This is a genomic window from Pantoea coffeiphila (assembly GCF_016909495.1).
GTDB classification, from domain to species: domain Bacteria; phylum Pseudomonadota; class Gammaproteobacteria; order Enterobacterales; family Enterobacteriaceae; genus Erwinia; species Erwinia coffeiphila.
Genome location: NZ_JAFBFW010000004.1, coordinates 507,694 through 529,798, shown reverse-complemented (window position 1 = coordinate 529,798; position 22,105 = coordinate 507,694). Strand labels below are relative to the sequence as shown.

Annotated in this window: 15 protein-coding genes; 14 read left to right on the top strand and 1 reads right to left on the bottom strand. The window is 55.9% G+C overall.

The window, feature by feature from the left end:
• The first annotated feature begins 66 nt into the window (after positions 1–66).
• The 4 genes from iscR to sseB all read left to right on the top strand — a co-directional run bounded on the left by iscR (position 67) and on the right by sseB (position 4,245).
• Positions 67–564: a Fe-S cluster assembly transcriptional regulator IscR gene (iscR, locus tag JOE09_RS15870; RefSeq protein ID WP_205066446.1), complete on the top strand. Its 498-nt coding sequence runs from the start codon at positions 67–69 to the stop codon at positions 562–564.
• A gap of 118 nt (positions 565–682) precedes the next feature.
• Positions 683–1,882 (top strand): IscS subfamily cysteine desulfurase, encoded by a 1,200-nt coding sequence (locus JOE09_RS15865; RefSeq protein ID WP_205066445.1) that lies wholly within the window; start codon positions 683–685, stop codon positions 1,880–1,882.
• Between the two features lie 223 nt (positions 1,883–2,105).
• Complete coding sequence (gene pepB, locus JOE09_RS15860) at positions 2,106–3,398, top strand: aminopeptidase PepB (RefSeq protein WP_205066444.1); 1,293 nt, start codon at positions 2,106–2,108, stop codon at positions 3,396–3,398.
• Positions 3,399–3,468: 70 nt separating this feature from the next.
• On the top strand, positions 3,469–4,245 hold the full coding sequence (gene sseB / locus JOE09_RS15855; RefSeq protein ID WP_205066443.1) for an enhanced serine sensitivity protein SseB: 777 nt from the start codon (positions 3,469–3,471) through the stop codon (positions 4,243–4,245).
• 59 nt (positions 4,246–4,304) lie between these two features.
• Here sseB and sseA read toward each other — a convergent pair whose 3' ends face one another.
• On the bottom strand, positions 4,305–5,162 hold the full coding sequence (sseA, locus tag JOE09_RS15850; protein WP_205066442.1) for a 3-mercaptopyruvate sulfurtransferase: 858 nt from the start codon (positions 5,160–5,162) through the stop codon (positions 4,305–4,307).
• 240 nt (positions 5,163–5,402) lie between these two features.
• Between sseA and JOE09_RS15845 the strand changes: the two genes are divergently transcribed.
• The 10 genes from JOE09_RS15845 to bamB all read left to right on the top strand — a co-directional run bounded on the left by JOE09_RS15845 (position 5,403) and on the right by bamB (position 22,023).
• Positions 5,403–11,372, top strand: coding sequence for an alpha-2-macroglobulin family protein (locus JOE09_RS15845; protein WP_205066441.1), 5,970 nt, complete (start codon positions 5,403–5,405; stop codon positions 11,370–11,372).
• An 8-nt stretch (positions 11,373–11,380) separates the two neighbouring features.
• Positions 11,381–13,720 (top strand): penicillin-binding protein 1C, encoded by a 2,340-nt coding sequence (pbpC, locus tag JOE09_RS15840; RefSeq protein ID WP_205066440.1) that lies wholly within the window; start codon positions 11,381–11,383, stop codon positions 13,718–13,720.
• A gap of 216 nt (positions 13,721–13,936) precedes the next feature.
• Positions 13,937–14,368 (top strand): nucleoside-diphosphate kinase, encoded by a 432-nt coding sequence (gene ndk, locus JOE09_RS15835; RefSeq protein WP_062744669.1) that lies wholly within the window; start codon positions 13,937–13,939, stop codon positions 14,366–14,368.
• Between the two features lie 203 nt (positions 14,369–14,571).
• Positions 14,572–15,741, top strand: coding sequence for a dual-specificity RNA methyltransferase RlmN (gene rlmN, locus JOE09_RS15830; RefSeq protein ID WP_105593219.1), 1,170 nt, complete (start codon positions 14,572–14,574; stop codon positions 15,739–15,741).
• Between the two features lie 110 nt (positions 15,742–15,851).
• Positions 15,852–16,568 (top strand): type IV pilus biogenesis/stability protein PilW, encoded by a 717-nt coding sequence (gene pilW / locus JOE09_RS15825; protein ID WP_420830658.1) that lies wholly within the window; start codon positions 15,852–15,854, stop codon positions 16,566–16,568.
• A complete protein-coding gene (gene rodZ, locus JOE09_RS15820; RefSeq protein ID WP_205066438.1) occupies positions 16,558–17,559 on the top strand; it encodes a cytoskeleton protein RodZ in 1,002 nt (333 codons plus the stop codon). The genes pilW and rodZ overlap by 11 nt, the downstream gene beginning before the upstream one ends.
• 39 nt (positions 17,560–17,598) lie before the next feature.
• Positions 17,599–18,720 (top strand): flavodoxin-dependent (E)-4-hydroxy-3-methylbut-2-enyl-diphosphate synthase, encoded by a 1,122-nt coding sequence (gene ispG, locus JOE09_RS15815; RefSeq protein ID WP_200561627.1) that lies wholly within the window; start codon positions 17,599–17,601, stop codon positions 18,718–18,720.
• Positions 18,721–18,802: 82 nt separating this feature from the next.
• Positions 18,803–20,080, top strand: a complete 1,278-nt coding sequence (gene hisS, locus JOE09_RS15810) for a histidine--tRNA ligase (RefSeq protein WP_205066437.1) — start codon at positions 18,803–18,805, stop codon at positions 20,078–20,080.
• A 36-nt stretch (positions 20,081–20,116) separates the two neighbouring features.
• Complete coding sequence (locus JOE09_RS15805; protein WP_205066436.1) at positions 20,117–20,737, top strand: tetratricopeptide repeat protein; 621 nt, start codon at positions 20,117–20,119, stop codon at positions 20,735–20,737.
• 104 nt (positions 20,738–20,841) lie between these two features.
• On the top strand, positions 20,842–22,023 hold the full coding sequence (gene bamB, locus JOE09_RS15800) for an outer membrane protein assembly factor BamB (protein ID WP_123336797.1): 1,182 nt from the start codon (positions 20,842–20,844) through the stop codon (positions 22,021–22,023).
• Positions 22,024–22,105: the final 82 nt, after the last annotated feature.

Below are 22,105 nucleotides of genomic sequence, written 5' to 3'. Positions count from 1 at the left end.
GAATGGCAGACTTGCGTCCATATTTTGTTAACACCCATCCAGGGTTATAACCGAGGTCGTAAAGCCATGAGACTGACATCCAAAGGCCGTTATGCTGTTACCGCTATGCTTGATGTTGCACTGCACTCTCACGAAGGTCCTGTACCTTTAGCTGATATTTCAGAGCGTCAGGGCATCTCCCTTTCTTATCTTGAGCAGCTGTTCTCTCGTCTGCGCAAGCATGGTCTGGTTGCCAGCGTACGTGGTCCGGGTGGTGGTTATCTGCTGGGTAAAGGTTCTGATGCGATCGCGGTTGGCGCAGTGATTACTGCCGTTGACGAATCCGTTGACGCCACCAAATGCCAGGGCAAAGAAGGCTGCCAGGGCGGCGAACGTTGCCTGACCCACGTACTGTGGCGCGATCTGAGCGAGCGCATCAGCGACTTCCTGAACAACATTACGCTGGCCGAGCTGGTGAACAACCAGGAAATCCTGGAAGTTGCTGACCGCCAGAACAGTAACGAAATTCGTCGCATCCCGAACGGTCGTATGCACGAAACAATTAACGTTAATCTGCGCGCCTGATCCTCACTCAATCGCGTTTCCAGCGTCGTGCAGATTATGTATCCCTGAGCTTTCAGATTGTCGTCCGGTGACAGCGGGCTGAAAGCTCAGGGAAAACCTGTACGGAGCTTAACGCGCAATGAAATTACCGATTTACCTCGATTACTCCGCCACCACTCCGGCCGACCCCCGTGTTGCCGCGAAGATGATGCAGCACCTCACCCTTGATGGAACCTTCGGTAATCCGGCCTCCCGTTCCCATCGTTTTGGCTGGCAGTCTGAAGAAGCCGTAGACATCGCCCGTAACCAGGTTGCCGAACTCATCGGTGCCGATCCCCGTGAAATTGTGTTTACCTCCGGCGCAACCGAAGCCAATAACCTGGCGATTAAAGGTGCCGCTGAGGCGAATCAGGATAAAGGCCGTCATATTGTTACCTGTACCACGGAACATAAGGCCGTGCTGGATACCTGTGCACAGCTTGAGCGCGAAGGCTACAGCGTCACCTGGCTCAATCCGCAGGCTGACGGCGTTATCGATCTTGCTCAGCTTGAAGCCGCGCTGCGTGATGACACGGTACTGGTGTCAATCATGCACGTTAATAACGAAACCGGTGTGATTCAGGACGTTGCCGCCATCGGCGAACTGTGCCGCTCCCGTGGCATCCTTTTCCATGTTGACGCTACTCAAAGCGTGGGAAAATTGCCGATCGATCTCACTACGCTGAGCGTCGATTTAATGTCCGTATCCGGCCATAAGATTTACGGCCCAAAAGGCATTGGCGCGCTATATGTTCGCCGCAAGCCTAAGGTACGAATTGAGGCTCAAATTCACGGCGGTGGCCACGAACGCGGCATGCGTTCCGGTACGCTGCCGGTGCATCAGATTGTCGGCATGGGTGAAGCCTATCGTATTGCTAAGGAAGAGATGGCCGAAGAAATGGCGCGCCTGGCTTCACTGCGTGCACGTTTCTGGGCGGGTATCAGTGCGATTGAGCAGGTTCATCTCAACGGTTCGTTTGAGAACGGTGCGCAGAATATTCTCAACGTCAGCTTCGGTTACGTTGACGGCGAATCGCTCATTATGATGCTGAAGGATCTGGCCGTTTCATCCGGCTCTGCCTGCACCTCCGCCAGCCTTGAGCCTTCCTATGTGCTGCGTGCAATGGGCGTGAGCGACGATCTCGCCTACAATTCACTGCGTTTCTCGCTGGGCCGCTTCACCACCGTTGAAGAAATTGACTATGCGATTGCGCTGATCGTGAAGTCGATTGCGCGGATGCGTGAGGTTTCCCCACAGTGGGCGGCGTTTAAAGCGGCAGGCGTTGCTGCTGCCAGCTAGACGTTAGCTTACAGATTCGCGTTATGCCAACGGGCCGGATTAACTCTTCGGCCCGTTTCACATTCAGCATAAAAGCACGGCATGAGAGCATGCGGTGAAAACATCTTTCCCGCATTTCTGTTAGTCTGGTGCGTCGATTTTGAATAGCATCTGTCCTGCGGCAAATCGCAGAGGCCGGGGATCTCCGGTCCACGACGTGAAAAAAATGAAAAGGAGCCATGCGATGACCACCTCTGTTATGAACATTACCCTGTCAACGGCTGCGGCCGATCCGCGCTGGGGCGAAAAAGCGATCCTCACCAGCAACGACAGTGGAATGACGATCCATCTCACCGGCAAAGATGCACCGACCATCATCCAGCGCGCTGCGAGAAAAATTGGCGGGCAGGGGATACGTAATATCAGCCTGAGCGGCGACGGTTGGGATCTGGAAAACAGCTGGGCATTCTGGCAGGGCTATCGTGCACCAAAAGGGTCTCGTCAGGTTGAATGGGCGGCGCTGAATGACGCTGATGCCAAAGAACTGAACAGCCGCCTGAAGATCGTTGACTGGGTACGCGACACCATCAATATGCCGGCGGAAGAGCTGGGGCCAGAACAGCTGGCAACCCGCGCGGTGGATCTGCTGTGTGATGTTGCCTGCGACAGCGTCAACTACCGCATCACCAAAGGCGAAGATTTGCGCCTGCAAAATTATGCCGGTCTGCACACCGTCGGGCGCGGTTCTTCCCGCAGCCCGGTGCTGCTGACGCTGGATTTTAACCCGTCGGGTAAAGACGATGCACCGGTATTCGCCTGCCTGGTTGGTAAAGGTATTACTTTCGATACCGGTGGCTACAGCCTGAAGCAGAGCGGTTTTATGGACTCCATGAAATCGGACATGGGCGGCGCGGCCACCCTGACCGGCGCGCTGGCGCTGGCGATTACCCGTGGCCTGGATAAGCGCGTGAAGCTTATCCTCTGCTGCGCGGATAATATGGTCAGCGGCAATGCCTTCAAGCTTGGCGATATCATTCACTACCGCAACGGCAAAACCGTTGAGGTGATGAATACCGATGCTGAAGGCCGTCTGGTTCTGGCCGATGGTCTGATTGATGCCAGCGCGCTGAAGCCAAAACTGATCGTCGATGCTGCCACCCTGACCGGTGCGGCGAAAACCGCGCTGGGTAACGATTATCACGCGCTGTTCAGCTTTGACGATGCGCTGGCGCAGTCGCTGCTAAGCTGTGCTGAGAAAGAGAGCGAGCCGTTCTGGCGCCTGCCGCTGGCGGAATTCCACCGCAGCCATCTGCCGTCAAACTTTGCCGATCTCAACAACATCGCCAGCCCGGCACACTCTGCCGGTGCCAGCACCGCAGCCGCCTTCCTGTCACACTTTGTCAGCGAATATAAGACCGGCTGGCTGCACATTGACTGCTCTGCTACCTACCGTAAAGGTGCGGTGGATCAGTGGTCTGCGGGGGCAACCGGTCTGGGCGTGCGCACTGTCGCTAACCTGCTGCTCAGCCACGAATAATGGCGATCGGGCGATCTTCCTTTACGGATCGCCCGCTAAAACATAGCCCGTAAACGAAAAGAACCTGACGATGAACGAACTTAACCCGCGCCTTGAAGAGGTGCTGAAGCTGGCCGCCGGTGAACCGGCACACCGCCCCGAGTTTTTCTCCCTGCTGATGGATGCCAGCGTGGTAGTACCGGGCGAAATCGCCGAGGCCGGTTCTGCTATTGATGCCAGCACGCCGGTGGATTTGCAGCACTGGGAAAAAGACGACGGCACCAGCATTATCCCCTGCTTCACCTCGGTCAGCGCTCTGGAGCAGGCGGTCAGCAGCGAGCAGGCTTATCTGGTGATGCCAGTGCGTACGCTGTTTGAAATGACGCTCGGTGAAACGCTGTTCCTGAATCCAAAACTGCCGGAGGGGAAAGAGTTTTCGCCGCGTGAAATTGCCGATTTACTGGGCGATCACGGCAGCGCGCTCAGCCAGCAGACCGTGCTGGAAGGCGGGACACCATTACTGCTGTCGGAAATTGCCGAGCCGCCTGCGCAGATGATTGACTCGCTGACCCAGCTGTTTGCCAAATACAAATCGGTGCGCCGTGCCTATGTGGCCCACATTAAAGAGAGTGCCGACCAGCCAGCAAACCTGCTGATTGGTATCGAAGCCGACGGCGACATTGACGCGATCATTCAGGCGGCGGGAAGCGTGGCGACCGATACTATGCTGGAAGATGAGCCGATCGATATTTGCCATGTTGTGGAAGGCGATAAGGGCATCAGCCACTTCTTTATCGCCCATATCAAGCCTTTCTACGAACGCCGCTGGGGCAGCTTCCTGCGCGATTTCAAAGTGGTCAACATCTGAGTTCTTGCATGAAAAAGGCGGCCACTCGGGTCGCCTTTCTACTGAAGTACTAAAGGGGCTTACAGCGAATCGTTGACGATCGGTAGATCGTTGCGGCTGCCCCATTCTCCCCAGGAACCGTCATACAGCGTGACCTCTTTCGCTCCCAGACTGGTCAGCGCCAGAATCACTACCACCGCCGTCACACCGGAACCGCAGCTGGCGATAACCGGCTGGGCCAAATCGACACCCTGCCGATCGAAGATAGCGCGCAGTTCGGCGGCGGGTTTCAACTGGCCTTCGCTGACCAGGCTATTCCACGGCACGTTCAGACTGCCGGGAATACGGCCACGATGCAGACCCGGACGGGGTTCGTCAACTTCACCATGGAAGCGGTTTGCCGCGCGGGCATCAATAATCTGTGCACCGCCTTCATGACTGACCAGCAGCACATCGGTCACGCGTTTAACACGATCGCTGTCTGTGACTTTCGCGTCAAAATCACCTTCCGTCAGGCTGACTTCACCGCTTTCCAGCGGCAAGTTCGCTTTCTGCCAGCCAGCCAGCCCACCGGCCAGAATTGACACCTGCTCCGCGCCAAAATAGTTCAGCATCCACCAGGCGCGCGGTGCGGAAAACAGATTGCCTTCATCGTAAACCACCAGATGTTTATCTGCACTGACGCCCAGTTCGCGCATGGCAACGGCAAAAGCTTCAGCACGCGGCAGCATATGAGGCAGGGCGGTGCTGTGGTCGGAAAGCGCTTCGATATTAAAGAACGGTGCACCGGGGAGATGGGCAGCCAGGTATTCAGCGGTCACATCACGCGTTAATTCCTGGCCGGGCGGCAGCATGCGCGCATCCAGAACCTGAACATTTTCATCGGTAATATGCTCCGCCAGCCACTCGGCGGTCACAAACAGGGAACGGGTCGTCATAGCGTCCTCATCGTTGACAGTGTTTTGCTGAGTGTCAGCGATTTTACCCTCTACCACAAGGGTAAATCCCGGTACTGCGAGACAGCTGGCAAAATGCCTGCGTGGAGGAATAGAAATTGCACAGATTACCTATTACTATTTTAGAGAAATTGTAACACGGGTTGACGGTCATCCAGATGCAGCGGCCAGGCAAGGGGAACTGTCAGAATAAATGCATAATGGAATATAAGGTTGGTTCTGATGGATGTGCTCAGGCTGCTACTGCGTTTACCTTTTCTGCTGCTGAAGGGCCTTTGCTGGCTGATTTCTCGCCTGTTGTGGCTGCTGGGATGTATTCTTCGCCCGCTGCTTGGTGAGATTAACTGGCAGGCACCACGCTGGGCGGCGGCATTCGGCCGCGGTTTTAACCGTCTGGAGCAGGGCGTTATTCGCCATCCTAAAGTCATCAGCCTGATTCTTATCCTGCTGTTGGGCCTGGCGGCGGCGGGTTGGTATGGCTGGAACCTTTGGCAAAACCGCCCTAAGCCAATAGACGTTGCGCCGATTGCGGTACAGCAAACTCATGTCGAAGCCTCCAACCCGCAGGCGCTGGATTATCAGGCGGCAACCCTCCCTAAACAGCTTCTGACCCTCAGCTTTGATACTTCTGCCGCACCGATTGAACGCGTCGGCAAGTCGGTTGATAAAGGTATCAGTATTAAACCGGCGCTGGATGGCGAATGGAAATGGTCCGATGCGCAAACGCTTATTTTTACGCCGAAAGCCCCGCTGCCGCTGGGGGCCGGCTATCAGGTAGACCTCAATCCGAAGACGCTGCTTGCTCCACAGATCCAGCTGGAACAAACCCGCTATGACTTCAGCGTACCCGCTTTCGATTATCAGCCCGGTGAGGCCGAATATTACCAGGACCCGCAGAATCGCGGCCAGCACAGTGCCATTTTTAACCTGCGTTTTACCGCGCCAGCGGATGTCGCCAGCGTTGAAAAACAGCTTTCGTTGGGTGTATCAAGCGCGAAGGGACAGGCTGAAAAGCCGCTAAAATTCACCGTCAACTGGGATGATAAAAAACTTAACGCCTGGGTACGCTCCGAACCGCTGGTGGCGATGGATCATGGTGGTGTGGTGCATCTGAAAATCGGTGAACCGCTAAAATCGTCGTTGCCGGGAAACAGTATTGAGCGCAAAGGTGAAAGCTGGGTTAGCGTGCCAAACCTTTACAGCCTGAGCGTCAGCGATGTCAGCGCGCAGGTGGTTGATAAACCGGGCAGCCCGAGTGAAAGGGCGCTGATCGTCGGTTTCAGCGATGCAGTGGCGGATAATGAGGTTGGCAAAGCGGTCAAAGCCTGGCTACTGCCGCAGCACGATCCGCGCTCTGAGGAAAAAAATGCGGATCAAAGTGAGTTCACCGAATGGAATCTCGACAATATCGATCGGGCCGTTTTACAGAAATCACCGCAGCTGCCGTTAAGCCTCAATGATGCCGAAGAGGATTATCAGCCTCAGTTCAGCTTTAAATTTGATGCTCCGGCCCAGCGCTATCTGCTGGTGCAGGTTGATGCGCTGGTGACCTCCAGCGGCGGCTACAAAATGCCGCAAAAAGTCTGGCAGGTGGTGCAGGTGCCGGACTATCCGCAGATGCTGAGTTTTGCCGCCCAGGGCGCACTGCTGCCGGTAAACGGCGATAAGCATATTAGTGTGGCCGCGCGCAACGTCCCGGGGATGAGGCTGGATATCAAACGGGTGATCCCGAGTCAGCTGCAGCACATCGTCTCCTTTAAAAGCCGTGAATATGCCTCCGCTGATTTTAACCGGCTGAACGATGAGTATTTCACTGAACACTTCCGTTATCAGACCGCGATTGGCAATCAAAAGCCGGGGGAAGTCAGCTATCAGGGGATCGATCTTTCGCGCTACCTCTCTACCGACAGCGCGTCCCATCGCGGTGTGTTCCTGCTTTCCCTGTCGCCGTGGTCGCCAGAGCAAAAAGATGCGCAGCCGGGGGAAGATGAATATCAGGAAGGGGATGAAGAACAGCAGAGTATCGGCGACTCGCGTTTCGTGGTGGTGACCGATCTTGGAATCATTGCCAAGCGCGCGCAGGATAAATCCCGCGACCTGTTCGTTCAGTCCATCAGCAGCGGCCAGCCGGTAGCGGATGCCGTGGTGTCCGTGGTGGCAAAAAACGGAGAGAAGCTGCTGACCCGCAGGACGGGGGGCGATGGTCACGTCCGTTTCCCACCGCTGGAAGCCTATACTAACGAACGCCAGCCGGTGATGTTCCTGGTTGAAAAAGAGGGAGACGTGTCTTTCCTGCCCAGCGGGCGTGACAACGATCGCGGCCTCGACTTCTCGCGTTTTGATGTTTATGGCGAATCCACACCGGAAGACACGCGAACCCTCAGCAGCTACCTGTTCTCCGATCGCGGTGTTTATCGCCCCGGTGATACCTTTAATATCGGCCTGATTACCCGTGCTGCCGACTGGTCAGTGCCGCTCAACGGCATTCCGGTGCGGGCAGAAATTCACGATCCGCGCGACAAGCTGATGCGCACTGTACCGCTGACCCTCAACGCCAGCGGTTTTAACGAACTGAGCTTTACCACTGACGAAAATGCACCAACCGGCGAATGGATGATCTACCTCTATCTGCCCGGTAAGGATGATGATTCCACCCGTCTGCTGGGCAGTACGGCGGTGAATATCAAAGAGTTCGAGCCGGATCAGCTCAAGGTTAAGCTGTCGCTGACCCCGGACAGGCAGTCGGGCTGGGTCAAACCCGGCGAGCTGAAGGCCAGTATTGATGTGCAAAACCTGTTTGGCACTCCGGCACAGGGGCGACGCGTTGCCTCGAAGCTGACGCTGCGCCCGGTTTATCCGGCCTTCGATCGCTATCCCGACTATGCCTTCTATGAAGCCCGCCCGGCCGGTGAAGGATTTGAAACGGAGCTGCAGGACAGCACCACGGACGACAGCGGCGCGGCAAATATCGCGCTGGATCTCAGCGGCTGGGAAGATGCCACCTGGCAGCTGCAGCTGCTGTCGGAAGCCTTCGTTGCCGGTGGCGGGCGCTCTGTCGCTGCTACGGCACGCACGCTGGTTTCGCCGTGGGACTATCTGGTGGGCTTCAAGCCTGACGGCGATCTCAGCTTTATCCGTCTTGGCACACAGCGCAGTATAAATCTGCTGGCGATCGACCCGTCGCTTGAGCCCATAGCGCTTGGCGACCTGAAGCTGGAACTGCTGGAGCAAAAATATCTGTCGGTGCTGACGCGGCAGGAGTCCGGTGTATACAAATATCAGTCGAAGATGAAGGAAATCCCGGTCAGTGAGAACCGGTTTGAACTGGCGGCATCCGGTACGACCTTACCGCTGATGACCAACCAGCCGGGTGACTACGTGCTGGTGGTGAAAAACGCCAAAGGGGATGTGCTTAACCGTATCGCCTACAGCGTTACCGGCGACGCCAATATCAGCCGTTCGCTGGATCGTAACGCCGAGCTGAAGCTGAAGCTCGATCGTGCTGAATATCAGCCGGGCGATGAAATTGAAGTGGCCATCAATGCGCCTTACACCGGCAGCGGGCTGATCACCATTGAGCGTGAAAAGGTCTATAGCTGGCAGTGGTTCCATACCACCACCACCAGTTCCGTGCAGAAGATTCGCATTCCGGCCGGGCTGGAGGGCAATGCCTATATCAACGTACAGTTTGTGCGCGATATTAACTCCGACGAAATCTTTATGAGCCCGCTCAGCTACGGTGTGATGCCGTTTAAAATCAGCAACCAGGCGCGGAAAAATGCGCTGGCGCTGAGCGTGCCGGACGTGATCAAGCCGGGAGATAGCCTGCCTGTTACGGTCACAACCGACGGCCCGCAGCAGGTTGCGGTATTTGCGGTTGATGAAGGAATTCTGCAGGTGGCGCGCTATCGACTGACCGACCCGCTGGATTACTTCTTCCGCAAGCGCGAACTGAACGTGGAAAGTTCGCAGATCCTCGATCTGATCCTGCCGGAGTTCAGCAAGCTGATGTCGCTGACATCCGCACCGGGCGGTGACGGCGGTGAAAGCCTGGATCTGCACTTGAACCCGTTTAAACGCAAGCGTGATAAACCGGTGGCATTCTGGTCCGGCATTACCGAGGTGAACGGACAGGCGCAGTTTACCTGGCCGGTCCCGGACTACTTCAACGGCAAAATCCGCGTGATGGCGATTTCTGCCACCGCCGGAAAAATCGGTAAGGCACAGACCTCCACCACCGTGCGCGATGACTTTATCCTGACGCCGAACGTTCCGGCGATGGTGGCGCCGGGTGATGAGTTTGACGTCAGCGTCGGCGTCAGTAACAACCTTGAAGGACAGGGAAGTGAAGCGCTGCCCGTCAAGCTCAGCGTCACGCCACCGCCACAGCTGGAGGTGGTCGGTAGCGCTGAGCAGTCCCTGCCGCTGGCGGCGAAGCATGAAGGCGTGGTGACCTTCCGCCTGCGGGCGAAAGCTGCGCTCGGCGATGCTCCGCTGGTGTTCCGCGCCGGTTACGGCGATAAAACCAGTCAGCGAACCTTGAGTACCTCGGTGCGCCCGGCGATGCCGTATCGTACCCAATCGGTTATGGGGCGCATGAACGGCAGCCAGCAGCAGGTGGATAACCTGCGCCAGATGTTTGATGCCTATGCACAGCGGCAGGCGGCAGTGTCTTATTCACCACTGGTACTGACCAGCGGGCTGGCCCGTTATCTGGCGGATTATCCTTATTACTGTTCTGAACAGATCGTCAGCCAGTCCATCCCGCTGCTGTTGCAGAGTGAGCACCCGGAACTCCGTGGCAACCTGTCGAACGATAAAGTCCGGCAGCAGCTTAAAGGTATTCTCGACGTGTTGCGATCGCGGCAGAACGGCGATGGGGCTTTCGGGCTTTGGACAGCATCGCCGCAGGCCGATCCGTTCGTGACGCCGTACGTAGTGCAGTACCTGTTGGAGGCCAGAGCGGCGGGCTATCCGCTGCCTGCCGATATGCTGGATGAGGCCAACGTGGCGCTGCGGACCCTTGCCAGCAGTGGCTATGAGGATCTGTATCATCTGCGCCTGCGCGCCTGGGCGATTTACCTGCTGACGCGGCAGGGCGAAATCACCACGAACGCGCTCGCTTCGGTGCAGGAAACGCTGCAAAAGCGCTTCCCTGACGGCTGGAAAACCGACCTCGCTTCGCTGTACCTGGCTTCTTCGTGGAAACTGCTGAAAGCGGATGATGAAGCAGAGCGACTGTTGCAGCCCAGCTGGCAGGCGCTGAGCAAGGCTTATAACAAAAGCTGGTGGACGCAGAACTATTACGATCCGCTGGTGACGGACGCCACGCGGCTTTATCTGATCGTTCGTCACTTCCCGGAGAAAGTGGACGCCATCCCACCGCAGGTGCTGGAGAATATGGTGCAGGCGCTGCGTGAAGAACGCTACACCACCTTCTCGTCGGCGATGAGCATTCTGGCGCTGGAAAGCTATGCCGGGCAGGTGGCGCAGCATAATGATGTGCAGGGCCTGAAGATTAATCAGATCGGCGGTGACAATAAGGTTCCGCAGCTCATTTCTTCAATTAAAGGCCAGTTCAGCCAGGGTGAGTTCAGTTCTGCTGCGCGCTCGATTCAGTTCGGCAATCCGAACAGCGCACCGGCATGGTATGTGGTGACGCAGGCCGGATATGACCTTGCTGCGCCGCAGAAAGCGATCTCACGCGGGCTGGAAATTACCCGCGACTATACCGATGCGGCTGGAAAACCGATTGATAAAGTGACGCTGGGCCAGACCATCTCGGTTCATCTGAAGGTGCGGGCGAATTCCCAGCAGGCGCTGAGTAACCTTGCCGTTGTCGATCTGCTGCCAGGTGGGTTTGAAGTCGTACAGCAGACCCCGCCGCCGCCGGAAAACGCTGAGGAGGAGGGCGAGAGCGAAAGCAGTGGCGGATGGACCTCGCCGCTGGCGGCCGATGGCTCAACCTGGTCGGTGGACTACAGTGATATCCGCGAAGATCGGGTGATCGTTTATGGCAGCGCCACGCGTGAGGTACAGGAGTTTGTTTACCAGATTAAAGCCACCAATACAGGCAATTTCGTGATCCCGCCAGCCTACGGCGAGGCGATGTACGATCGCGATATTCAGGCGATGTCCGCCGCGCAGGGGAAAATTCAGGTGGTGGCGGCTGAGCCGTCAGCCGCACCGTAACGCGGCTGATGAAGTTAACAAATCGCGCTGGTTTAAAGCGGCTGTTGCAAAATGCTGCCGCAGTAGTGGTATTGCTGGCCCTGTTTCTGCTGGGCTGGCGGCTGTGGCCGCACCCGCCGCTTTCGCAGGGGTTACCGCTGTCGACGGCCTGGTACGATCGTCATGGTCAGCTGCTGCGTTTACAGCTCGCCACTGACGATCGCTACCGTCAGTGGACGCCGCTGGCGGAGATGTCGCCGCTGGCGATCGACGGTATTCTGTTGCATGAAGATCGCTGGTTTTACGCTAACCCCGGTTTTAATCCGGTCAGCCTGCTGCGTGGGTTCTGGCGCAGCTATATCTCCGGTGGCAGCAAGCAGGGGGGATCGACAATCACCATGCAGCTGGCGCGCATGAAGTGGCAGCTGAATACACGAACTCCCGGAGGAAAGCTGGTGCAGCTGCTGCGCGCCGTGCAGCTTGAGCTGAGCTACTCCAAGCACGATATTCTGGAAGCCTATCTGAATTACGCCCCTTACGGTCGTAATATTGAAAGTCTGGGTGCCGCCAGTCTGATCTACTTTAATAAACCACCCGCAAAGCTGACGCTGGCCGAGGCATTAACGCTGGCCGTGCTGCCGCAGTCGCCCAGCCTGCGCATCGACCCGCGCAGCGGCGAACTCAGCCCGGCGCTGATGCAGGCGCGTAATCGTCTGTTTGCCCGCTGGAAGCAACATTATCCGACCGATAACGGCCAGCAGGCGCTGTTTCGCCTGCCGATGACTCTGCGTCAGCCGCAGGCGCTGCCGTTTATTGCACCGCATTTTATTGAGCAGCTCCAGCCTGGAGAACGTGCGCTTCGGGTTGACACGACGCTGGATGCCACGCTGCAAACGCTGGTTGAGCGACAGGTTCGCGCCTATATCTTACGCAACCAGAATCGGGGAATTCATAACGCCGCGGTGATGCTGGTGGACAGCCGTGATATGGGCGTGCGGGCGATGATAGGTTCGGCGGATTATTTCAACCGGCAGATCCAGGGGCAGGTTAACGGCACGACGGCAAAACGTTCCCCTGGTTCCACGCTGAAACCATTTATTTACGCGCTGGGCATGGAGCAGGGCGTTCTGCATCCCATGACCGTGCTTAAAGATGTACCGTCTACGTTTGGCAGCTACGCACCGGAAAACTTTGACCGGCGTTTTCTGGGGCCGGTGACGGCAACCGATGCCCTGAACTTCAGCCGTAATATTCCTGCCGTGGCAATTGCGGCTCAGCTGCGTCAGCCGAGTTTCTATCAGTTTTTACGGCTGGCCGGTATCAGCAATATGGCGAGTGAAAAGCACTACGGACTGTCGCTGGTTTTGGGCGGCGGCGAGGTGACGGCTCAGGAGTTGGCAAGGCTGTATGCCATGCTGGCAAACCGCGGTGAACTGCGGCCGCTGAGGATGCGTGAAAGCGATCCGCTTGATGCCGGGGCCCGGTTATTGAGTGAAGAAGCCAGCTTTATGACTCTTGATATTCTGCGGCAGCATCGTCGCCCCGGCGATACGCTGGCCCAGCGGCCTTCATCGCTGCCGGTATACTGGAAAACCGGGACTTCCTGGGGATTTCGCGATGCCTGGAGCGTAGGGATTTTTGGGCCTTACGTGCTGGTTGTCTGGCAAGGTAATTTCTCCGGCCAGGGCAATAACGCCTTTATCGGCGCGGAGGCCGCCGCGCCGCTGTTCTTCAATATTATCGACAGCGTTGCTGCCAGCTATCCTCAGCTGCGGGAGCCCCGGCACCGCTTTCCCCCTCATCTCAAAAAAGTGGATATCTGCCTGCCCAGCGGAAACCTGCCGACTCAATGGTGCCAGCAACGCGGCAGCAGCTGGTTTATCCCGGGTAAATCCCCGATTACCGTCGATACCGTTTATCGTCCGCTGCGGATTGATAACCTGAGCGGTAAAGTGGCCTGCGCACCCTGGGATGAACACAGCAGCCACGTTGAGGTCTTCGAATTCTGGCCCTCCGACCTGGCAAACGTTTTTGCCAGCGCGGGTCTGCCAAAACGACCGCCGCCTGGCGGAGAATGTCAGCCGGAGTCGCAGAGCGGTTCAGCGCCGCGTATTACCTCGCCGCTAAAAAACACCACCTACACGCTCCGTCAGTCACAGCGCGGGCGCGAAAATATCAGTTACAGCGCAGTGACCGACGCCGACAGCCGCACGGTTTACTGGTTTGTCGATGATATCTACCTTGGCAGCAGCGCCAGCAAAACGCCGCTGGACTGGCAGCCAACACGCTCCGCCCGGTACAGAATTCGCGCGGTTGACGATCGCGGCCGTGCCGACAGTCGTACGGTGAGGGTAGAAATCATTAACTGATTTCATGCGGTTTTGCCGCCGTCGAGTGGTTAATCAGCCACGGGCTGGGTAAAATGGCGTCAGGTGGCGAAAAAAGCCGCGACGCCGATCGTGTTTTTCAACATTTTCTTGAAACTCCGATAGGCATTTCCGCTTATGCACCCTTATAATCTGCGGCCATTTTCCCGGCCGGGACACTTTTCACGGCTAAACTCGACGTATAAAACAGGGGTCAACATGACTATTGAGCGTACCTTTTCCATCGTAAAACCTAACGCTGTGGCAAAAAACGTAATCGGTGCCATCTTCAACCGTTTTGAAAGCGCTGGCTTCAAAATCGTTGGCAGCAAAATGCTGCATCTGAGCAAAGAACAGGCCGAAGGTTTCTATGCTGAGCACCAGGGTAAGCCGTTCTTTGATGGTCTGGTAGAGTTCATGACTTCTGGTCCGGTTGTTGTTTCCGTACTGGAAGGCGAAAACGCCGTTCAGCGTCACCGCGATCTGATGGGCGCAACCAACCCGGCTAACGCTCTGGCGGGTACACTGCGCGCTGACTACGCTGACAGCTTCACCGAGAACGCAACCCACGGTTCTGACTCCGCTGAATCAGCAGCACGTGAAATCGCCTACTTCTTCGGCGAAGGCGAAATCTGCCCACGCACCCGCTAATCAGCGGATGCCAGACCGGCGTCAGGTGTGGTGAATAACCCTGCGGTTTACAATTTATTTTTGTCAGCCGCTTTAACCTTACGTTAGTCGCGAGTACAATTATGCGCCCCGGTAGAGCTTGCTCTCCGGGGCGCTTCTTATTCTATTCACCTGAATTCACCAAAACAGCGCCATAACGTGTAATAACGAGGCCAGAGAACATTATGTCAGATACTATTGTGACGCCGTCGTCCGCATCGCCTGTAACCGTCCAGCCTAAAAAAGACAAAATTAACCTGCTTGATCTGAATCGCCAGCAAATGCGCGAATTTTTCGCCAGCCTGGGGGAAAAACCGTTTCGTGCCGATCAGGTCATGAAGTGGATTTACCACTACTGCTGCGATGATTTCGACGAAATGACCGATATCAACAAGGTCTTTCGTAACAAGCTGAAAGAGGTGGCTGAAATCCGCGCGCCTGAAGTGGCTGAAGAACAGCGCTCTGCGGATGGCACCATCAAGTGGGCCATCCAGGTAGGCGGCCAGCAGGTTGAAACCGTTTATATCCCTGAAAAAGATCGCGCCACGCTGTGTGTTTCCTCACAGGTTGGTTGCGCACTGGAATGTAAATTCTGCTCTACCGCGCAGCAGGGCTTTAACCGCAACCTGCGCGTCTCGGAAATTATTGGCCAGGTCTGGCGTGCCGCTAAAATCATTGGCGCCGCGAAAGTGACCGGTTCGCGTCCTATCACCAACGTGGTGATGATGGGGATGGGTGAACCGTTGCTGAACCTGACCAACGTAGTTCCGGCAATGGAAATCATGCTGGATGATTTTGGTTTTGGCCTGTCTAAACGCCGCGTGACGCTGTCAACGTCGGGCGTGGTTCCCGCGCTGGATAAACTGGGCGATATGATCGATGTGGCGCTGGCTATTTCGCTTCACGCACCGAATGACACAATTCGTGACGAAATTGTTCCGATCAATAAAAAGTACAATATTGAAACGTTTTTGGGTGCCGTCAGCCGCTATATCGGTAAGTCCAACGCTAACCAGGGGCGCGTGACCATTGAGTATGTGATGCTTGATCACATCAATGACAGTACCGACAACGCCCATGAGCTGGCCGCGCTGTTGAAAGATACGCCGTGTAAAATTAACCTGATCCCATGGAACCCGTTCCCGGGTGCGCCGTATGGCCGTAGTTCGAACAGCCGCATTGACCGCTTCTCTAAGGTGTTGATGGAATACGGCTTTACGACTATTGTCCGTAAGACGCGCGGTGATGATATCGATGCCGCCTGCGGTCAGCTGGCCGGTGATGTGATTGACCGAACCAAACGTACGCTGAAAAAGAAAATGGCCGGTGAAGCGATATCTGTGAAGGCGCTCTGAAACCCGGTCTTTTCCGATAAAGAAACGCTGCCGCTGGCTGTTTGCCCTGGGCTGATTGACGTACCCTGACGGTACATCACAGCCCAGGGAGAGGCGGAATGCGTATCAGGATGAGTATAGTGGCAGCGCTGCTGCTGGCAGGATGTCAGACGGCACAGCAAAATAAGGCGCTGGTTGAAACCCGGTTACAACTGGGACTGGCTTATCTGGCGCGCGGCGAGTTAGATGCCGCGCAAAGAAATCTGCAACGGGCGCTGGCGCTGGCTCCGAATGATTATCGTACTCAGCTGGCTGAAGCTCGCTATCAGCATCAGGCAGGCGATGATACGCTGGCCACGAAGTACTATCATCGCGCGCTGACGCTGGCACCGCAAAACGGCTATGTGCTTAATAATTACGGTGCGTTTCTTTGCAGATTAGGGCAGTATGATGCGGCACAACGGCATTTCATTCAGGCTGCTGAAGATTCAGCAAATGGGACTCGTGCCGACAGCGTTGAAAATTCAGGCTACTGTTATCTGAATGCCGGGCAACGAGAGAGAGCGCGTGATGCGCTGGCGGAAGCGGTAACAGCCGATCCCGCCAAGGGAATGCCCATGCTGGCAGAAGCCGAAAGGCGATTTGGAAAGGGGAAACGTGAGGATTCACGTGTCCTGTTAGAAATTTATCAACACAGCTTTCCTGTTTCAGCGGAAAGTTTGTGGCTAGAGATTCGCTTCGCCGTGCAGGAAGGCCGCACTGCTGATGTTAAACATTTTGGGGGCCAACTTGCGCGAATTTTTCCACAATCGATACAGTACCAGCACTTTCTAGCTAATGAATACTGAAGCCACTCAAGAAAAATCTAACGTAAATTCAACAGGCGAGCGCCTGCGTAGCGCCCGTGAAAAAATGGGACTGACTCAGCAGAACATTGCTGAGCGCCTCTGCCTGAAACTTTCCACCGTTCGCGACCTTGAAGAAGATAAGACGCCGGCTGATTTGGCATCGACCTTCTTACGCGGCTATATCCGTTCTTATGCCCGCCTCGTGCATATCCCGGAAGAGGACCTGCTGCCGATGATGGCAAAACAGGCCCCGATCCGGGCGGCGAAAGTTGAACCCATGCAGAGTTTTGCACTGGGTAAACGTCGCAAAAAACGGGACGGCTGGTTAATGATCTTCACCTGGCTGGTGGTGTTTGTGGTTGTCGGCCTGACCGGCGCCTGGTGGTGGCAGAATCATAAAGCCGCACAGGACGATCTGGTCACTTTGTCCGATCAGAACAGTTCCGTCACCGATGACAACAGCCAGTCGATTCAGCTGGAAGGCACCTCTCCGGACGCCTCAGCTCAGCCACAGTCCCCTGAAGAGGGGGCTTCGGCTCAGAGTACCCCCGTTGAACCGGTAGACAATAGCGGAACTGCGGCTGCCCCAGCTGCGACCGCCCCCGTTGCTTCTGCCCCTGCTGCCTCTGCTCAAACCAGTCAGAATCAGCCTGCCGTTGTTTCACCAAGCCAGGCTTCTGTTGATAACACCAGCGGAAGTCCGTTGCCAACCGGTAGCGCTGGCGTTAGCCAGCCAGCCGTTGACCCAAATGCACTGGTGATGAACTTCACCAAAGATTGCTGGCTGGAAGTGACCGATGCCGCAGGGAAAAAACTGTTCAGCGGGATTCAGCGCAGCGGTGGTAAACTTAGCCTTGCTGGTACCGCACCTTATCGCTTGAAAATTGGTGCGCCAGCCGCAGTACAGATCCAGTATCAGGGCAATCCTGTCGATCTGAGCCGTTTTATCCGTACTAACCAGGTTGCTCGTCTGACAGTAGGTGCGCCATAACGCATCTTCTCTGGGCGCGAGCGATTGTGGAGAAAGAATATGCATAATGAAGCACCCATTACCCGTCGCAAATCAAAGCGCATTTACGTCGGCAAGGTGCCCGTGGGCGACGGAGCACCTATCGCCGTCCAGTCTATGACCAATACCAAGACCACCGACGTTGCTGCGACAGTTGCTCAAATTAAAGCACTGGAGCGCGTCGGTGTTGATATCGTGCGTGTATCCGTACCTACGATGGATGCTGCCGAAGCGTTCCGCCTGATCAAACAGCAGGTGAACGTTCCTCTGGTCGCCGATATTCATTTTGACTACCGTATTGCTTTAAAGGTCGCTGAATATGGCGTGGACTGCCTGCGCATTAACCCGGGCAATATCGGTAACGAAGAGCGTATCCGCCAGGTCGTTGACTGCGCACGACACTACAACATTCCGATTCGTATCGGTGTGAACGGTGGATCGCTGGAAAAGGATCTGCAGGAAAAGTACGGCGAGCCAACGCCGCAGGCGCTGCTGGAATCGGCAATGCGTCACGTGGATCATCTCGATCGTCTTAACTTCGATCAGTTTAAAGTCAGCGTTAAAGCTTCAGACGTTTTCCTGGCCGTTGAATCTTATCGCCTGCTGGCTAAACAGATCGACCAGCCTCTGCACCTCGGCATTACCGAGGCGGGTGGCGCACGTGCCGGGGCGGTTAAGTCTGCCATCGGCCTCGGTTTACTTCTGTCTGAAGGCATTGGCGATACGCTGCGTATTTCGCTGGCGGCCGATCCGGTTGAAGAAGTTAAAGTCGGTTTCGATATTTTGAAATCCCTGCGCATTCGTTCACGCGGTATCAACTTTATCGCCTGCCCGACCTGTTCCCGTCAGGAGTTTGACGTGATCGGTACGGTGAATGCGCTGGAAGAGCGGCTGGAAGATATCATCACGCCGATGGATATCTCGATTATCGGCTGCGTGGTTAACGGCCCCGGTGAGGCAACGGTCTCCACCATGGGTGTGACCGGCGGCAATAAGAAAAGCGGCTTTTATGAAGACGGTGTTCGCCAGCGAGACCGTCTTGATAACAATAATATGATCGACCAGCTGGAAGCGCGTATCCGTGCCAAGGCGACAATCCTCGATGAATCACGTCGCATTGATGTTCATCAGGTCGAGAAATAAATTTATCGCGTCTGGCCGCGGCTGATATCGCGAATTGATTCGCGATTCGGCACGCTGCCAGACACAAAAAATGGAAAAAACAGTGGCGAAGAATATCCAGGCCATCCGTGGCATGAATGATTACCTGCCTGCCGATACCGTGGTGTGGCAGCGCATTGAACAGATTCTGAAGCAGGTGCTGGGCAGTTATGGCTTCAGCGAAATACGTCTGCCGATTGTAGAGCAAACCCCGTTATTCAAACGCGCTATTGGTGAAGTCACCGACGTGGTTGAAAAAGAGATGTATACCTTCGACGACCGCAACGGTGAAAGCCTGACCCTGCGTCCGGAAGGCACCGCAGGCTGCGTGCGTGCCGGTATCGAACACGGTTTGCTGTACAACCAGGAACAGCGTCTGTGGTACATCGGACCGATGTTTCGCTACGAGCGTCCTCAGAAGGGCCGCTATCGCCAGTTCCATCAGATTGGTGCCGAAGTCTTTGGCCTGCAGGGCCCGGATATTGATGCCGAGCTGATCCTGATGACCGCGCGCTGGTGGAAAGCGCTGGGCATTGCAGACCACGTTAAGCTGGAGCTGAACTCGATCGGCTCGCTGGAAGCGCGTGCTAACTACCGTGATGCCCTGGTGGCGTTCCTTGAGCAGCATGTTGATGTGCTTGATGAAGACTGCAAACGCCGTATGTACACTAACCCGCTGCGCGTGCTGGACAGTAAAAACCCGGACGTGCAGGCGCTGTTAAACGACGCGCCGACGCTGGGCGACTATCTGGACACCGATTCCCGCGAGCATTTCAGCGGCCTGTGTGCGCTGCTGGATGCTGCCGGTATCGCTTATACTGTCAACCAGCGTCTGGTGCGCGGTCTTGACTACTATAATCGTACCGTTTTCGAATGGGTGACCACCAGCCTGGGTTCTCAGGGTACAGTGTGTGCCGGTGGGCGCTATGATGGCCTGGTTGAGCAACTGGGTGGGCGTGCTACGCCAGCCGTTGGTTTTGCCATGGGAATGGAGCGCCTTGTTCTGCTGGTGCAGGCAGTTAATCCAGATTTTGAACCGACACGAATTGTTGATGTCTATGTTATCGCTTCGGGTCAGGGCGTGCAGTCAGCTGCGATGCTGCTGGCGGAACAGGTGCGAGATGCGCTGCCTGAGCTGAAGCTAATGACCAACTTTGGCGGCGGCAACTTTAAGAAGCAGCTTACCCGAGCCGACAAGTGGAAAGCCCGCGTTGCTCTGGTTCTCGGTGAAGATGAAGTCGCTAACGGTCAGGTAACGGTTAAAGATTTACGCAACGGCGAACAACAAACTCTGGCGCAGCGTGATGCTGCAACCCTGCTGGCTTCAATGCTACAGAACTGAGCCTGAGCAAAGCACGATTTAAAGGAGTAGGACTGCGTGGAAGTGTATAGCAACGAAAACGAACAGGTAGACGCGCTGAAGAATTTCTTTGCCCAGAACGGTAAAGCGCTGGTAGTTGGCGTGGTACTGGGCGTAGGTGCTCTGGTCGGCTGGCGTTACTGGAACAATCACCAGGATGGCGCATCGCGTGAAGTCTCTGCCGCCTATCAGCAGGTATCTTCTGCGCTGGACGCCAGCAAGCCCGCAACGCTTGAAGCGGCCGCGAAGTTTGCCAGCGACAACAACAATACCTACGGTGCTCTGGCCTCTCTCGATCTGGCAAAGCGTTATATCGATAACAATCAGCTGGATAAAGCAGCGACTCAGCTGCAGAGCGGCCTGCAGGATGCAAAAGACGCCAACCTTCAGGCTGTGTTGAATCTGCGCCTGGCGCGTATTCAGCTACAGCAGAAGCAGCCTGATGTGGCGTTGAAAACGCTGGAAAGCATCAAAGGTGAAGGCTGGACTGCCATTGTGGCGGATATCCGCGGCGAAGCGCTGTTAAGCAAAGGCGATACCCAGGGTGCACGCGAAGCGTGGAGCAAAGGTGTTGCTTCTGATGCGTCTTCGACGCTGAAAGAAATGCTGCAAATGAAAATGAATAATCTGCCGGGTTAATCACGTTTAGGACCACCGCTGGCGGCGTTTTGCGCGGCCGCGGATCGGGTTATAAGTGAATAAGGCTCCAATATTTGGCCTGAACAGGGCACAAGAGGGACTTCATGGAATTGCGTAAGATACTTCTGCCGGGACTGATTTCAGTCACTTTACTCAGCGGATGTTCATGGTTTAGCGGCGAAGAAGATGTGGTTAAAATGTCACCACTGCCGACCGTACAAAACCAGTTCACTCCAGAAAAAGTCTGGAGCACCTCGGTCGGTGATGGCGTGGGTGATTTTTACTCTAACCTGCACCCGGCCTGGGCTGACAGCACCGTTTATGCGGCCGATCGCCACGGTATTGTTAAAGCGCTGAACTCAGGTGATGGTAAAGAGCAGTGGAAAGTTGACCTGTCAGAGAAGACCGGTTTCTTCTCCAGCAACCTGCCTGCGCTGCTTTCCGGTGGTTTGACCGTTGATGGTGCCCACGTTTACGTTGGTAGCGAACGCGGCCAGGTCTACGCATTAAATACTAACGATGGCAGCGTTGCCTGGCAGACCAAAGCCGCCGGGGAAGTCTTATCCCGCCCGGTGATCAGTGACGGTCTGGTGCTGGTTCACACCAGCAACGGTATGCTGCAGGGGCTGGATCAGTCCAGCGGCGTGGTGAAGTGGTCAGTTAATCTCGACGTACCGGCTCTGAGCCTGCGCGGTGAGTCTGCGCCAGCTACCGCGTTTGGTGCTGCGATTGTGGGTGGTGATAACGGCCGCGTTAGCGCTGTTATCATGAACCAGGGCCAGATTATCTGGCAGCAGCGTATTTCACAGCCGAGCGGCGCGACCGAAATCGATCGCCTGTCCGATGTGGATACCACTCCGGTGATCGTTAACGGTGTGGTTTATGCTCTGGCCTACAACGGTAACCTGACCGCGCTGGATCTGCGCTCTGGTCAGATCCTGTGGAAACGCGAAATCGGCTCCGTTCACGACATGATCGTTGACGGTGGTCGTATTTACCTGGTGGATCAGGACGATCGCGTTATCGCACTGAGCACTGACGGCGGCGTATCTATCTGGCGTCAGAGCGATCTGTTGCACCGCAACCTGACCGCACCAGTTCTGTATAACGGATACCTGGTCGTGGGCGATAGCGAAGGTTACCTGCACTGGCTCAACACCGACGACGGTCGTTTTGTTGCCCAGCAGAAAGTGGACAGCTCCGGCTTCCAGACCGAACCGGTGGTTGCGAGCGATAAACTGCTGATTCAGACTAAAGATGGTGAGGTTTACGCGTTTACGCGCTAATTTCCCTCTGCTTTACGTTATATAGCGGCTCCTGATGATTCAGGGGCCGTTTCGTTTTTCTCCTGGCGTGTTATCCTTACGC